Below are 13368 nucleotides of genomic sequence, written 5' to 3'. Positions count from 1 at the left end.
GAACAGGCCCTGTCTGTGAATCGCGCCCCCGACCGCAGATGCTTGTTGCGGAAACAGTCGGGGGCGACGGCACCTCTTTGCGGCCGGCCTACGGCTCAACCGGCGGTGGTGCTGGTGTTGGCGCCTGCGGCGAGGACTCGGGATTCTTCAGCGCCACGAGCAGCCGCCCCATCAAGTCGATCACGCGGTCGCGGTGCGGCCCCCAGATGAGTTTGATGAACGCGATCTCGGGCGGCTTCTCAGGCGGGGCCGGTTCCCACGACGGGCGGGCCGGCGGGCGGCCTTCGATCTGAATCAACTCGTCACGAACTATGGCCCGCAGAGGATCGGGGAATTTGGTGTCGGCAAGAATCGTCAGTTTTCCGCCGTCGGTCTTCCGCGGCGTGGCCGTCCAGAAAGCCAACTTCGAGCCGGGCAGACTGAACTTCAGCGCGTCGCTCTGGCCGGTAGTGGGCATGTAGGTGAGGCCGTTCTTCTCGCTCCACGCGATGAGGGCGTCGAGCAGGGCGACGAATCGGGCCGACTCCCCGGCTTCCATCTTCTCGACGCGGGATAGAAATTTGGCTTTGGCCGCGGCCAAGTCTTTCAAGGTGCGAGTCCTCTTAGAAGGTTTGGTGCGGCGAGATTGATCCCGACCGCTGCAACCGTGCTGCAATGAAGTGTGGGCTGAGTGCGGTGTTCGTCGCGAAGTGCCTTGTTTTCAAGTGAAGCCGGTGGGGATCGAACCCACGACCCGCAGATTAAAAGTCTGCTGCTCTACCATCTGAGCTACGGCTCCGACACCATCTAACTTAGTGACACGCGGCCCCCTGCCAAGAGTTCGCGCGGCGGGTGATTTTTTACCGTCACGGGCCTGACAGGCGCAACAGAACTTTGCCCCCCTTGCCCGGTGTTGCGGCCCGGGCGACGGCCTCCCGCACGCGGTCGAGCGGGAACTCCTCCACTGATTCCGTCGTCAGCACGCCCTCGCGCATCAGCGAACGGACCTGGCGGATCAACTTCAGCATTCGCAACACCCGCTGCTGCTTCACCCAGTGGCCCAGCCAGAAGCCCTCGATTCGCTGGCCGCCGCTCAGGAGCGACCGCGAGTCGATGCGCAACGGTTTGTCTGCCAGTGAGCCGTAGAGGACCATCCGCCCGCCGGGGGCCAGGCACGACAGGACGCGGCTGGCCAACTCGCCGCCGACCGGGTCGACGATGAACGGCACGCCTACGCCACCCGTCGCGGCCTTCACTCGCTCGGCCAAATCGTCGTTCGTGGTGAACACCGCGTCGGCCCCGAGGGCTTTCAGTTCGTCGACTTGCTCCGGGCGGCGGACGATGTTGATCGTGCGGAAGCCGAACTTGCGGCCGAGGCGGACGATCATCTTCCCCAACGCCCCGGCCGCCGCGGTTTGCAGCAGCCACGAACCGGGCGGGATCGCGAGCACATCTTGCGTCAGAGCGACGGCCGTCATCGGGTTCACGAAGAACGTCGCGGCTTGGGCGTCCGGTATGTCGGCGGACACCGGGATCACCTGCCGGGCGGTCGTGACCGTGTACTCGCCCCAGTTGCCGCGGCCGTCGTTCAGCACGGCGACGCGCTTCCCCTTGCGCAAGAATCCGAGCAGGCCGCCGCCAGTGCCTTCGACGACGCCAACGCCCTCGAAGCCGGGGGTCGCGGGGAGTTTCGGCTTCAGGCCGTAGACGCCGCGGATGAACATGAGGTCCGACGGGTTCACCGGGCTGGCGATCATCCGCACCAGCACCTCACCCCGCCGGGGGACGGGCTTCTCGATGTCGCGAACGTGCAGAACTTCGGCAGGGTCGCCGGGCTGGTCGAAGAGGGCCGCGCGCATGAGGGGGTTCAATCCGCCAGGGGTACCGAGTGCGATTGGCGTATTGTTGGAGTTGTGGCGAACTCGTCAACTGCTGACGGCGCGGTTTCGGCCCGCCTGCTTCGCTCGGTAGAGAAGTGCGTCGGCCCGCCGCAGCAATTCCAGCGGCGTTAGCCCGTGCTCACCGCCCGCGGTGCTGGCCACCCCGAGGCTGACGGTCAGGTTCAGGACGGCCCCGTCGAACCGGAACGGCGTTTCGTACACCGTCCGGCGGATGCGCTCGGCCGCCTCGATCGCCATCGGCATCCCCGTTTCCACCAGGACGACGGCGAACTCTTCCCCGCCGTACCGGGCGAACAGGTCCTCGCGGCGGACGAACTTCTTGATCCGCTGGCTCAGTTCGCGCAGCACGTAGTCGCCGCACAGGTGGCCGTGGGTGTCGTTCACCGACTTGAACTTGTCGAGGTCGAACATCACCACCGCGAGCGGCCGTTCGTGCCGGATCGACCGGGCGAGTTCGCGGTCGAGGTAGTCGATCAGGAAGCGGTGGTTGTTGATCTCCGTCAGGCCGTCGGTGATCGTCAGCCGGTAAATCTCTTCGTGGTAGTCGGCCTCGATGTTGCCGCCGGTCAGGAACTTGTAAATGCAGTTCCCGACCCGCAGGTACGAGCGGTCGCGGAGGGTCGTCGGCCGATCGACGGGCAGGTCGTTGATGAACGTGCCGTTGGTGCTGCCGAGGTCTTCGACCTGAAACCCGTCACTCACCGGGTGGACGACGGCGTGCTTGCGGGAAACGGAACTGTCCTGGATGCGGATGTCGTTGTCTTCGCCCCGACCAAGGTACAGCGAGGAGATTCCCAGCGGGAACCGTTTGCCCATCGCCGGACCGGTCGGGTAGATGTGCACCAGACAGGCGTCGCTCCCCCCCGACTGCAACAGCTCGCTGCGGGTGGTGACGAGAGTGTCTAAAGCCCGTTCGATCATGGGTCGTTGCATAGTTGTTGCGCCGGAGTGTCCCGTCTAATCGATAGCACGCGGTCGGCCGGTCGCAACTTTCTCATCTCGAATTCCGGCCCCGATTCTAGGACCGATCTGAAATCTACCGCCGATAGCTGAAGAGAATTCAGCCGGGCGGAAAATTTCTGAGATTGAAACTACTGGGCTTCCCGCTGGAAGCGGGTTCGGCGTTCGTTGGGGGCGGCGTCGAGATACCACTTCACCGTCTTCAGCAGCCCTTCTTCGAACGTCTCGCTCGGTTCGTAGCCCAGGTCTCGCTTCGTGCGGCGGATGTCGGCCCGCGAGAACTTCACGTCGCCAGCCCGCACGGGGCCGAATTTCGGCTGCAAATTCTTGCCGAGGATGGCATTCAGTCCGGCGATCAGGTCCAGGACGGTCACGGTGCGGCCGGTGCCGACGTTGTAGACGTTGCCGGACACTTCTGCGGCTTCGGCCGCCTTTACGAGTGCCTGGACGGCGTTGCCGACGTAGGTGAAGTCGCGGGACTGCAAGCCGTCGCCGTGGACGGCCGGAGCCTCGCCGCGGGCCATCATCGCCGTAAAGAGCGCGATGACGCCGCTGTACGGGCTGTCGCTCCGCTGCCGGGGGCCGAAGATGTTGAAGAACCGCACGCGGACCGTCTCGATGCCGTAGGTGGCGGCGAACGCCTGCATGTAGAACTCGCCGGCTAGCTTCGCCGCCGCGTAGGGGGATTTGGCCACAGGCAGGAGATTTTCGGTCTGGCCGCCCTCGCCGCTGGCCCCGCCGTAGGCGCTGGAACTGGCCGCGTAGACCACCCGCCGCACGCCGACCTTGCGGGCCGCGTCGAGGAGGTTCAGTGTGCCGGTCGCGCAAGCCGCGTGGCTGACCAGCGGCGACTCGACGCTGCGGGCGACCGACGCCAGCGCACCGAGGTGATAGACCACGCCGACGCCGTGCATCGCCTTCGCCACAGCCGCCGGATCGGTGAGGCTGCCCTCGACGATTTCGATTCGCCGGCCGTGGTGGACGAGGTTGTCGACCAACCCGGTGCTGAAGTCGTCGAACACCCGCACCGGCTTGCCCCGGCGCACGAGGTCGTCCACGAGGTGCGAGCCGATGAACCCGGCTCCGCCGGTGACCACGCTGAGTTCGTCCATGAACAACTCCGGGAGAATGGCAAATGGGGAAAGTCACAGGGTAACGGCTGGGCCGGGGGATTGTCTACGGGAAGTCTGCCACCGCCCGCCGGCGTTCCGCGGGCCTGTTTGTCATCCTCGTTTTTGTGAACTACGGTTCCGGCTGAACCGCCCTTCTGTACGGAACTCCGCCGATGGTCTGTCTCCTGGGATTTCAGGTCGTACTCGCCGGCGTCGGCCTGTGGTGGATGTTCGCGAAGCGGCTGCACTACGCCGGCTACGAAATCCGCACGCCGTCGAACTTCTACATGGGCGTGATGCTCTTCTTCCAGTTGCCGATGTGCTTCTTCGTCGGCACGTCCGCGGGGGCGGCCGAAGCGATTAACGCGCTAGTGTCCAAGCAGCCGCAGGTCGACACGAAGAAGATTCAGAAGAAGTGGTGGTGGATCGACCCGGCCCTCTCCGGCACGGCCGTAGTGTTGGCCGCCGGCATCGCGGCCGTCTCGGTCCGACGGGAGCAGGTGGAAGTCAAACCGCACGAAGCCCCGATCGGCGTCCGCGACTACGTCTTCGACCAGAAGCAGAAGGATCTGAGTGCGAGCCGTCGCCGGAAGCGGACCTACGAGAACGAGGACGACGAAGTCCCGGCCTGAATCGCCAGAAGTTCGCGCGTTCGGTTCATCACGTCCCCGCACTCTTCGGCCGCCGGTTCGCGGCCGCCGAACTTCACACCGTCGCACCAGTCCAGCACGCCCTTGAAGCGGTCGAGTGGGGCCGCGTCGCCGAGTTCGCCGGTGGCCCGCCGCGTCGCGGGGACGGCGAAGCGCGATTCCAGATGCGTTCGCACGATCGCGGCTAACTCCTCCGCAAACTCTCGTCCGCCGACGGCATTTGCCGCCCACCGCCCGGCCAACGTCTCCAATCGCACGGCCGGCGTGGGCGGGGTAACGGCCGCCGGCCGCCGTCGCAGCCGCACGACCACCGCGGCGATCAGAATGACGACGGAACCGACGAGGAACGCGAGGTACGGTGGCACGCCCGACGGCGGCGGTGAGCCGGGTGGCGGGTCCAAGTAGCCGGTAGGACCGCGGGCGTCCGACGCCTTCGGGTCGCGGATGGCCGTCTGAACCTTCACCGACTTCGCCGGCACGTCCACACTCGTCTCGGGGTTCGTTCCGGCCTTCACGGTCAGCGGCGCGAACGCGAGAGGCACCGCCTCGCCCGGCACGAACGGGTCTAGCCGCAGTTTTAGCGTCCACGCCGACCGGCCGTCTGCGAGTGGCGAGACGACCGCCGCCCCGAGGGGTTTCACGCCCCAAACGGCGGCCGACTCCGATTGCAAGATCTCCTTCGACAACGTGACGACGAGTGGGGCTTGCCCCTCGACGCGCAGGGTGGCCGTCAGCGTGTCGGCCAACCCCAGCGAGTCGCGGTCGAGAGTCACGGCGGCCGTGGGGTTCATGGCGACCGCCCGAATTTCCCCCTCTCCCCCGGCTTTGAGGGGGAGAGGGCCGGGGTGAGGGGGAAGACCTTCCCGCCTGGGGAGACGATTATTGACGTCAGGGTGGTTCGCCCCCTCACCCTAACCCTCTCCCCCTCAAAGCCGGGGGAGAGGGGACCAGAGTTCGGCCGGCGGCCTTTAATGCGGTTCATCGCCCCCTCCGGCGGCGTTCGCGGAGGCGGAAGAAGTTCACGAGCGAGTCGAAGTGCTTGCCGTCGGTGCTCACGTCGATCAAGTCCACCTGCGACGACCGCGTCAGTTTCACGAACGCCGCCTGCCGTTCGGCCGCTCGCGCGGCAAACTCTTCGCGGAACCGCCGACTGCCGGTGTCGATCAGCAGTTGCTCGCCCGTCTCGGCGTCTTCCAGTTGCACGAGGCCCATTGCCGGCCACGACTGCTCACGCGGGTCGCCGGTGCGGACGGCCACGAGGTCGTGCTTGCGGGCCGCCCGCCGGAACGCGGCCGCGTAGTCCTCGGTCGTCAAGAAGTCTGAGAGGAAGAACACGATCGCCCGCCGCCGCTGGGCCTTGTTCAGATAGTCGAGGCCCGCGGCAAGGCTCGTGCCCTTGTGCTTCGGCTCGAAGAACAGCACGTCGCGGAGCAGCCGGAGGACGTGCCGGGTGCCCTTGTTCGGCGGCACGTACTGTTCGACTCGGTCGGTCAGGGCGAGCAGACCGACGCGATCGTTGTTGCTGACGGCACAGAAAGCGATGAGGGCGGCGATCTCGGCGGCGACGGCCCGCTTCGGCTGCACGCCGGTCCCGAACCGCTGCGACGCGGACACGTCCACGGCCAATATGATCGTCAGCTCGCGTTCCTCGACGTACCGCTTAAGGAACGGCGTGCCCATGCGGGCGGTCACGTTCCAGTCGATGCCGCGGACGTCGTCGCCGGGTTGGTACTCGCGGACCTCATCGAACGACAGGCCGGCCCCCTTGAACGCGGAGTGGTACTCGCCGCCGAGCATGGTCGTGACGGCCCGGCGGGCACGCAGTTGCAGGCGGCGGATCTGCCGCATCACGTCGGCGGGGAGCATGAAAGTGGTTTACAAGGTGCGCAGATCACTGCCGACCACTACCGGCTACTTCTTCTCGTCCACCAACTTCTTCAGATCTCTGCGGGCCTGCTCCTCGATCTCGCGGATCAGGTCGACGAGGGACTGAGCCTCTTTCACCGTCTTCGCCCCGTCCTCGGTTGTGGTGTCGGCGTCGGTCACCATTTTGCCGAGGGCCGCGATGGCGGGGTCGAAGGTATTCAACAGTTTTCGCAGGCCGAGCTTGTCGGCCTTGCGGGCCATCAACTCGGCGGCCCGCTTCAGTTCGAAGACCGTCTCCTTGTAGTCGTCGAACGTCTTGAGCGTCGCCCACTTCTTCATCACGTCGCGGGCCTTGCGGTGGTCCTCGTCCTTCGGCCGCCACTCGGCCAGCAACTTCTCGCGGGCGTCCTTCAAGTCCTGCTGGCCGGGCAGGAGGTTGATGAGTTTGTCGTACGACTCCAGCGCCTCGGGGATGTCGCCGCGGGCGGTCAGTTCCTTGATGCGCTCGGCCAACTCCTTCGCGCGGAACTCGACTTCGAGTTTCGCCGGGTCGGCCGACTTCTTCGCCACGTCGCGGAGCAGCGTCATGGTGTTGTCGAGGTCCGCCCGGCCCTTGGTCACGGCCGCCAACTGCTTCTCGCTGCCGTCGAGCATCTTCTTCAACGCCTCCTCGGCGGCTTGCGGCTTCTCGCGCAACTGCTTCAACTCCTCGGCCAGCGCCTTCTGGCCTTCGGTCGTGCGCTGTTGGCCGGCCTCGGCTTCGGCGAGGGCGTCCCGATTCTTGCTCTGGTCGAGCAGCTTGTTCACCTTGTCGAAGAGCGCCCGTTGCGACGACGCCAGGGTGGCAACCTTCGTGAGATAGTCGTTGCAATCGCGGGCGAACAAAGCCCGTTCCTCGTCCTCGGGCTTCACGTCGAACCGCAGCAGGACTGTGTCGTCGCCCAGCACCGGGATGGGGAAGAGTTCGACGCGACCGCCCTCGACGCCCACTTGCACGCAGGCGACGTTCGTGAACGACCGGCCGGAGCGGTAGACGCCGGCCTCGTACTTCAGCACGTCGTCCGGCCCCGGCTGCGCCGCGAAGTCGAGGTCGGTCCCGGCCACGGTGATGAGCGAGCCGCGGACGTGCGGCGTGCCGTCCGGCCCGACGAGCCGTAGGCGAATCTTGGTCTCCACCGTCGCCAGTTTCATGACCCGCAGCCCGGTCCGGCCGCGGGCGGTGCGGCCGAGCGTGTCGCGGCCGAACGGGTCTTTGAACCGCGTGAGGACCACGCACTTGCACGTGCCCGTGTCGTCCACGCGGTCCTCGACTTTCAGCAGCGTGAAGCCGTAGGGCACGCCGGTCCGCAGCGTCGGCAGTTGGCCGCGGAAGTCGCGGGGCAGCGGGTTCTTCGGGTCGGTCGGCTTCAGCACGTCCCGCACGGCCGATACCATCAGCACGTCGCCCGGCTTCACCCACTTGGCCGGCGGTGAGATTGCGGCTCCGCGGAACGTCACCTTCACGTGATCGTTGTCGCCGACGACCGGCGTGGCCGTGCCGACGGGTCCGAAGTCTGGCTCGATCAGGAGCGCCGCGATGCGGCCGAGCATGTCAGTGGCGCGGGTGGTCTGCTTGCGGAGCAGCGGCGAGGCGATACCGGTGAAGCCGTCGAGTTGCCGGGCGGCGAGGTGAAAGACGCCGTCGCGGTAGTCCACAGTGAGGATGTGCGTCTTTGTGCCCGTCAGTTCGCGGGCCGGGTCGGGGTCGAGCGCGGCCCAACCCTTTTCCTCGAAGGCCTTCAGCAACGGAATTTTGCCGTCGGCCCCCTTCGTGAAGTCGATTACCTCCACGTCGCCGGCCGGGGTGATGGCCGCGTGAAGGGCCGCCCGGAGTTCGCGGGCGAGTTGCTTCCGCACGGCGTCTGAGAGGATTGGGTGTTCTGCGCAACGCAGGCCGACCTGCCAGCGGTAGAAGGCGTTCGGTTCCGGGTCGAGCGGCGGCTTCGGAGTTTGGCCCCGGCCCGAATCGGCGACGAGAGTAATCAGGAAAATCGCGATGGTTAGCCGGATCGGCATTGTTCCCACTCACGGTTTAGTAGGCTAAGGTTACAGTAGTGTACCGCGCACCCCGCAAAGTTGATAACGCCGAGACGCTCTCCATGTTGAACCCTCGCATGATGAAACCGGCCCAGAGCTACCAAGTGGGCTTCGAGGTTTCGATTCGTGCCCCGCGCGAGCGGGTCTGGGCCGCGCTCGTTCAGGAAACGACCAACTGGTGGCCGAAGGACTTTTTCTCGGCGGAGAACCCCGAAGGGTTCGTCATTGAGGGACAGCTCGGCGGCCGCGTGTACGAGGCGTGGCACGGCGGCGGCGGCGTCCTCTGGGGCACGGTCGTCGTTTGGTCGCCCGGCTACCGCATGACCTGGGCGTGCGAAATGTACCCCGACTGGACGGGGCCGGGCCGGTCGTTCGTGACGTTCGACCTCGAAGACCACGGCATGGAGACGATGATCAAGGTTTCCGATTCCGGCATTTGCATCAGTGCCAGCCAGGCCGCGACGAGCCTCGGCAGCGGGTGGCAGCGGCTCATCGGCATGCACTTCAAAAGTTACGTGGAAGCGGCGATGTGGTCGGGGCCGAACGCCGCCCACGACTCCGGCCGGCTGAGTGTCCACTTCGACATGGCCCCCAACGGCAGCGGCCGCGTGCCCCCGTCGCGCCCGCGGATGTGACCCGATTGATCTCCCTCTCCCCTCAAAGTCGGGGGAGAGGGAATAAGAGTTCGATGCCGTTTAACCCGTTCTTCCACCCCTTGCCGTCTCCGGTTGTTCCGCTATCCTTCCTGTTCCGTCAGGTTTCGGCCTGACCCTGGACCTCCGAAATCTCGTACCGGGTTGATCCGATGTCAATCGACAAGAGCCTCAAGCGGAAGGGCGGCATGGGCCGCATCCGCTGCGTCATGAAGCGGACCGAGCGCATCGCCAAGATGATGGAAGACGGCAAGTGGCAGGACGGCCAAAGCCCGTACGCCCTGCCAAAGACCCGCGTGGTCAAGGTGGCCCTCAAGAAGAAGCCGAAGAAGGAAGCCGCCGAGGGTGACGCCGCGGCCGCCGCCGCTCCGGCCAAGAAGTAGCCACCCGGCCGGGTTCAACCGCACAACTCAACCGTGACGGCCCGGCCGTCGCGGTTCTTTGTTTTCCGGTCACACTCGGGGCGGGTCCATGCCACAGATTCCGATCGCACTCGGCAGCAACGTCGGCGACCGCCGCGGGTACCTCGACGCGGCCCTCCGCCGGCTGCGGGTCGAGCCGCACATCCGCGTGGTGGCGGTGTCGCCGTACTACGACACGCCGCCCGTGGACGCCTCGGCCGATTCGCAGAACTACCTGAACGCCGCCGCACTGCTCGACACCGACCTGCCGCCGCAGGCGGTCCTCCGCATTTTCCTGGAAATCGAACACCAACTCGGCCGTCGCCGCCCGGCCACGGCACGAGCGATGGGCCTGTACGCCCCGCGGACGCTCGACCTCGACCTGCTCTGTTACGGCGACCAAATCTGGGACTCGCCGGAACTGACCCTGCCGCACCCGCGGATGCACGAACGCTCCTTCGTGCTGAAGCCGCTGGCCGACATCGCCCCGAACATCGTCCACCCGGTCCTCCGGCAGACCGTCGCCGACCTGCTCGCCGACCGCCCAGCCGACGAGCGCGACGCGGTGAAGATGCCGTCGTTCACGGAGGACTCGAACCGCCACCTGTTTGCCGGCGTGCGGGTTCTCGTGACGGGTTCCACCAGCGGCATCGGCCGGGCGATGGCGACCGCCTTCGCCGAGCGCGGGGCCGACGTGCTCATCCACGGCTACCGCTCGCACGAAGCCGCCGCCACCGTCGCCAACCAGCTCCGCGCTTACGGCCAAGACTGCCGGGCAGTGATGGCCGACCTTCGCCAACCGGCGGAAGTCGATCGGTTGGCGAAGGAAGCCTGGGACACGCTCGGCGACGGCCTCGGCGTGCTGATCTGCAACGCCGGGGCCGACACGCTGACTGGCGAGTTGGCGAAGCTGTCCTTCGACGAGAAGCTGGAAACGCTGTTGGCCGTGGACCTGAAAGCGACAATGCGGCTGGCCCGCGCCATCGGCGACAAGATGAAGGCGGCCGGACGCGGCACGATTTTGACGATGGGCTGGGACCAGGCCGAGACGGGCATGGAAGGCGACAGCGGCCAACTCTTCGCGGCGGTGAAAGGTGCGGTGATGTCCTTCACGCGCAGTCTCGCCCTCAGCCTCGCGCCGCAAGTGCGGGTGAACTGCCTGGCCCCGGGCTGGATTCGCACCGCCTGGGGCGAAACGGCATCGGCCGCGTGGCACGACCGCGTCCGCCGCGAGACACCGCTTGGCGTCTGGGGCTTGCCCGACGACCTCGCCGCCGCCGCCGTCTGGCTGGCCTCGCCGGGGGCGAACTTTATGACCGGCCAGACCGTCCGCATCAACGGCGGCGCGGTGCGATAAATTGGAACCCAGAGCGGAAGCGACGGGGTGGGAGGACGTCCTCCCACCCCGTCGCTTCCGCTCTGGGTTCCAAAATGCTTATCCCTTCAGCCAGTCCCAGCCCTTGCGGTACTCCTTCGTCACGAACTTCGTCGCGGCCGGCGAGTTCGTGAACTCCATCTTCTCCGCGTTCCACTGCAACTTCTCGCCGTGGCCGGCCCGCACGGCGATGTTGCCCAGCAGCATCGTCTCGGTCAGTTGTCCCGCGAAGTCGAAGTTCGACGCCGCCAGTTCCGGCTTGCCGGCCTTGATCGCCTCGAACCACTCCTGCTTCTGGAACAGGTCATTGTCCTTGTCGGTGCCCATCGCGTGCTTCTCGGGGTGTTTCAACTGAATCCCCGCGAAGTCCTTCTCCGGCGTCAGGCGGAACTCGGCCGCGTAGTCGCTCGGGCTGAACAGGATGCCCTTCTCGCCGACGAGCATCGAGCCGCTGTCCACGATCTTCTCGCCCGGCTTCAGCACCTTCTCGAACAACTCCTGCGGCGGCAGCACCTTCTTGCCGTCCTTGCTGCCCTCGTACCAGTGCAGCGTACACGGCCCCTGGTGGCCGCGGGACGAAAAGCTGAACACCATGTGCGCCCACGCCGGGTACGTCTCGGAATTCAGCACCGCACTCTCGGCCCACACCGTCGTCGGGGTCTTCAGGTTGAGCGCACGGAAGGCCATGTTCGCGGTGTGGCAGGCCATGTCGCCCATCGCCCCGGTGCCGAAGTCCCACCAGCCGCGCCAGTCGTGCGGATGGTACACCGGCCGCCCCTTCTGAATCTCGCTGAGGGCGTAGGGCCGCATCGGGGCCGGGCCGATCCACTCGTCCCAGTGGACGTAACTCGGCACCGCCGTCGCCTCCTTCGGCCGGGCGACGATGTCCGGCGACTGCTTCCAGTAGTGGGCCGGCCGGTTCGTCCAGACGTGGGCTTCCGTCACTTGGCCGAGAACGCCGGAGTGAATCAACTCGACCGCCCGCCGCAGGCCGTTGAGGGCCGACCCCTGGTTGCCCATCTGGGTGCAGACCTTCTGCTTCGCCGCCGTCTCGCGCATCACCCGCGCCTCGAACGGCGTGTGGGTCAACGGCTTCTGCGTGTAGACGTGCTTGCCGGCCCGCATCGCCATCACCGACGCCAGCGCGTGCGAATGGTCGGCCGTGCTGACGGTGCAGGCGTCGAACTCTTTCGCCATTTCATCGAATAGCCGACGGTAGTCGAAGAACTTCTTCGCCTGCGGGAACTTCTTGCCCTTGTCGCCGCAGCGGTTGTCGTCGATGTCGCAGAGGGCGACGACTTCCATGAATTGCGACGCCTGGTCGATGTCGCTGGACCCTTTCCCGCCGACGCCAATGCCGGCGATGCGGACCTTGTCGTTGGCCCCGAACGCCCTCGGCACGGAGAACGCGGGGCCGGTGAACAGGTAGCCGAGTGTGCCGGCCGTGCCGAGTTGGAGCAACTGCCGACGGTGCAGACGACGAGCCATGAGAGGGCCTCCGGAAGATGAGGGCGGGAAGAGGAATGATAGCCGAAGCGGTGATGAGATGCACGCAAAACGCGGGACGATTTCGGTTGCGGCGGGCGGTGTATCGCAGAGAATCCGAGTACTCTCGCGGAACCCGGCTTTCGGCCCCGGATGGGGCCGCGGAGTGTAGCCACGGATGGAGCGCAGCGCAACTCGTGGACGAGATTGCCGCACCAACCGCCCCGGAGGGGCGGCGGAACGTTCATCGGTCCGAGTCAAGTGGGTCTGTCGACGACGCTCCAAGCAAGCTCAAAGAACCCGCGGATGGATTCCATTTCTCCACGATCCGACGGGCACTGAAACTCATTCTCGCGAATCCAGAATCCGGGCCACCCGGCTTCGCGTAGACGGACCACGACGATCGGATCGTGAATGAGTTTTAGCCGCCAATTGATCGTCAATCGAATCCCAACCCAACAGAGCAGCCACTGACGAGACTTTCGGTGTTGGCCGAGAACTTGAACACTCTCAGACGAATACCGTTCCGGGTCCAGAACCGCGTACCAGTGACTCCGGGTCGCGAGATAGATTTTCGCATTGGGTCGGAACAGGCGCGTGCCTCGTACAGACTCCTCGCTCAAGAACGGGGTGCGAACGTCAATGACGTTTCCGACGACGCACCAAACGGGCGGGTCGAGTCTCGCAACCCAATGGGCTGGGCACCGGCTTCGCACTTCTTGTTCACGAGCCTGAAGGCCAAAAAATGATTCGTCTGTGCGCGCCGTCTCACGCACCTGAACCTGAATTCGAACGAATTCAGAACGCGGGTCGCCTCGCTCTTCGAGCCAATCCGCGTAAACGAGCCGCACCGTGTTGTCGTTCGGGGCGGCGCTGATCGCGCGCAGGAATGCTTCGCCCTCCATACACG

General features: G+C 65.9%; 13 protein-coding genes and 1 tRNA gene. 4 read left to right on the top strand and 10 right to left on the bottom strand.

The annotated features are described in order from the left end of the window. Positions 1 to 88: 88 nt before the first annotated feature. The 5 genes from PX52LOC_RS07515 to PX52LOC_RS07495 all read right to left on the bottom strand — a co-directional run bounded on the left by PX52LOC_RS07515 (position 89) and on the right by PX52LOC_RS07495 (position 3952). A complete protein-coding gene (locus tag PX52LOC_RS07515; RefSeq protein WP_149109508.1) occupies positions 89 to 589 on the bottom strand; it encodes a hypothetical protein in 501 nt (166 codons plus the stop codon). A gap of 116 nt (positions 590 to 705) precedes the next feature. Beyond that, a tRNA-Lys gene (locus tag PX52LOC_RS07510) sits at positions 706 to 778 on the bottom strand. A gap of 67 nt (positions 779 to 845) precedes the next feature. Continuing rightward, positions 846 to 1838 (bottom strand): zinc-dependent alcohol dehydrogenase family protein, encoded by a 993-nt coding sequence (locus PX52LOC_RS07505; protein WP_149109507.1) that lies wholly within the window; start codon positions 1836 to 1838, stop codon positions 846 to 848. 66 nt (positions 1839 to 1904) lie between these two features. After that, on the bottom strand, positions 1905 to 2813 hold the full coding sequence (locus PX52LOC_RS07500; RefSeq protein WP_246173668.1) for a GGDEF domain-containing protein: 909 nt from the start codon (positions 2811 to 2813) through the stop codon (positions 1905 to 1907). A 158-nt stretch (positions 2814 to 2971) separates the two neighbouring features. Next, positions 2972 to 3952 carry an NAD-dependent epimerase/dehydratase family protein gene (locus PX52LOC_RS07495; protein WP_149109506.1) on the bottom strand — a complete coding sequence of 327 codons (981 nt, stop codon included), beginning with the start codon at positions 3950 to 3952 and terminating at the stop codon, positions 2972 to 2974. A 173-nt stretch (positions 3953 to 4125) separates the two neighbouring features. Here PX52LOC_RS07495 and PX52LOC_RS07490 point away from each other — a divergent pair, with 173 nt between their 5' ends. Further along, on the top strand, positions 4126 to 4584 hold the full coding sequence (locus PX52LOC_RS07490; RefSeq protein WP_149109505.1) for a hypothetical protein: 459 nt from the start codon (positions 4126 to 4128) through the stop codon (positions 4582 to 4584). On the opposite strand, the gene PX52LOC_RS07485 is transcribed toward PX52LOC_RS07490, so the two are convergent. The 3 genes from PX52LOC_RS07485 to PX52LOC_RS07475 form a co-directional block, all read right to left on the bottom strand. Beyond that, the gene (locus PX52LOC_RS07485; protein ID WP_149109504.1) at positions 4551 to 5393 is read right to left on the bottom strand and encodes a hypothetical protein; all 843 of its coding nucleotides are present in this window, start codon (positions 5391 to 5393) and stop codon (positions 4551 to 4553) included. The genes PX52LOC_RS07490 and PX52LOC_RS07485 overlap by 34 nt on opposite strands. A gap of 187 nt (positions 5394 to 5580) precedes the next feature. After that, positions 5581 to 6468 (bottom strand): DUF58 domain-containing protein, encoded by an 888-nt coding sequence (locus PX52LOC_RS07480; protein ID WP_149109503.1) that lies wholly within the window; start codon positions 6466 to 6468, stop codon positions 5581 to 5583. A 45-nt stretch (positions 6469 to 6513) separates the two neighbouring features. Further along, positions 6514 to 8523, bottom strand: coding sequence for a hypothetical protein (locus tag PX52LOC_RS07475; RefSeq protein ID WP_149109502.1), 2010 nt, complete (start codon positions 8521 to 8523; stop codon positions 6514 to 6516). An 83-nt stretch (positions 8524 to 8606) separates the two neighbouring features. Here PX52LOC_RS07475 and PX52LOC_RS07470 point away from each other — a divergent pair, with 83 nt between their 5' ends. From PX52LOC_RS07470 to folK, 3 genes are all read left to right on the top strand, one after another. Then, entirely contained in the window at positions 8607 to 9179 is a 573-nt protein-coding gene (locus PX52LOC_RS07470) for an SRPBCC domain-containing protein (protein ID WP_149109501.1), read from the top strand. Between the two features lie 170 nt (positions 9180 to 9349). Continuing rightward, a complete protein-coding gene (locus PX52LOC_RS07465; RefSeq protein WP_149109500.1) occupies positions 9350 to 9580 on the top strand; it encodes a small basic protein in 231 nt (76 codons plus the stop codon). A gap of 88 nt (positions 9581 to 9668) precedes the next feature. After that, positions 9669 to 10955, top strand: a complete 1287-nt coding sequence (gene folK, locus PX52LOC_RS07460; protein WP_149109499.1) for a 2-amino-4-hydroxy-6-hydroxymethyldihydropteridine diphosphokinase — start codon at positions 9669 to 9671, stop codon at positions 10953 to 10955. A gap of 78 nt (positions 10956 to 11033) precedes the next feature. Here the strand turns inward: folK and PX52LOC_RS07455 are convergent, their stop codons facing one another. Both PX52LOC_RS07455 and PX52LOC_RS07450 read right to left on the bottom strand, forming a co-directional pair. Continuing rightward, positions 11034 to 12461 carry a Gfo/Idh/MocA family protein gene (locus tag PX52LOC_RS07455; protein ID WP_149109498.1) on the bottom strand — a complete coding sequence of 476 codons (1428 nt, stop codon included), beginning with the start codon at positions 12459 to 12461 and terminating at the stop codon, positions 11034 to 11036. Positions 12462 to 12715: 254 nt separating this feature from the next. Beyond that, positions 12716 to 13363, bottom strand: a complete 648-nt coding sequence (locus tag PX52LOC_RS07450; protein WP_149109497.1) for a TIGR02996 domain-containing protein — start codon at positions 13361 to 13363, stop codon at positions 12716 to 12718. Positions 13364 to 13368 lie beyond the last annotated feature (5 nt).

Source organism: Limnoglobus roseus (assembly GCF_008254045.1).
GTDB lineage: Bacteria > Planctomycetota > Planctomycetia > Gemmatales > Gemmataceae > Limnoglobus > Limnoglobus roseus.
Note: the sequence above shows the minus strand (reverse complement) of the source record. Positions and strands in the feature narration are given on the sequence as shown.